1 protein-coding gene is annotated in these 414 nt (G+C 69.3%); it reads right to left on the bottom strand.

Annotated elements, in window-relative coordinates; genetic code table 11:
- Positions 1–337, bottom strand: a 337-nt coding sequence (locus QMG28_RS20880) for a hydroxymethylglutaryl-CoA lyase-like TIM-barrel protein (protein ID WP_491850078.1), incomplete at its 3' end; no start/stop codon positions are given.
- Positions 338–414 lie beyond the last annotated feature (77 nt).

Raw genomic sequence — 414 nt, 5'->3', positions numbered from 1 at the left:
CGATGCGCACCGAACTGGCCCCGGCTTCGCGCGCCGCCTTCAGATCCTCGGCCAGCCCGATCCCCGGCACCAGCAGCACCGTGATCCGCGCCCGCGACACCGCCGCTGCCGCCGCCTCGATCCAGTCGAGGTCGGAATGGCTGCCGAAGCCGTAGTTGAACGAGCTCCCCGACAGCCCGTCGCCATGGGTCACCTCGATCGCATCCACGCCCGCCGCGTCCAGCGCGCCGGCAATCCGGGCAACATCGTCAAGGCTGGCCTGGTGACGCAGCGCATGCATCCCGTCACGCAGCGACACGTCCTGAATGTAGAGCCGGGTCTTGTCGGTGATCGCCATGTCAGGCCGCCTTTCCGTCGCGGTGCGCCCGGGCCCAGCTTTCCGCCGTGGCCTTGGCCGCAGAAGTCATGATGTCG

The sequence above is a fragment of the Sinisalibacter aestuarii genome (genome assembly GCF_027923545.1).
Taxonomy (GTDB): domain Bacteria; phylum Pseudomonadota; class Alphaproteobacteria; order Rhodobacterales; family Rhodobacteraceae; genus Sinisalibacter; species Sinisalibacter aestuarii.
This window is presented reverse-complemented; position numbering and strand designations above follow the sequence as displayed.